Annotated in this window: 2 protein-coding genes; both read left to right on the forward strand. The window is 74.3% G+C overall.

Annotated features, from left to right (window positions below; genetic code table 11):
• The first annotated feature begins 4 nt into the window (after window positions 1-4).
• Window positions 5-133 (forward strand): signal peptidase II, encoded by a 129-nt coding sequence (locus ACVMLK_RS21360; RefSeq protein ID WP_457487588.1) that lies wholly within the window; start codon window positions 5-7, stop codon window positions 131-133.
• 13 nt (window positions 134-146) lie between these two features.
• A partial coding sequence (locus ACVMLK_RS21365; protein ID WP_457487587.1) for a cytochrome c biogenesis CcdA family protein occupies window positions 147-393 on the forward strand: 247 nt, incomplete at its 3' end.

Genomic DNA, 393 nt, shown 5'->3' on the forward strand with positions numbered 1-393 from the left:
CCACGTGGCTGGCTACCACTGGCCCGCCTTCAACCTTGCCGACACCGCGATCTTCGTCGGCGTCGCGCTCCTGCTCCTCGTCGGCGGGAGGCGCGAACCGGCGGGCGCGCCGACCTCCGCGGCGCGACCCTGAGGGCGGGACCGCCGTGAACCCGCTCCTCCAGATGTCCGGCCTCCTGACAGCCTTCCTGGCCGGGATGGTCTCGTTCCTCTCGCCCTGCGTGCTGCCGCTGGTGCCCGGCTACGTCTCCTACGTCGCCGGTCGCTCGGTCGCCGCCGAACGCGCGGCGCCCGGTCGCCTCGCCACGGTCGGCCTCGGCCTCTGCTTCGTCCTGGGGTTCGCGACCGTCTTCGTGGCGATGGGCGCGGGCGCCTCGGCGCTGAGCCAAGCCC

The organism is Teichococcus aerofrigidensis, assembly GCF_054073225.1.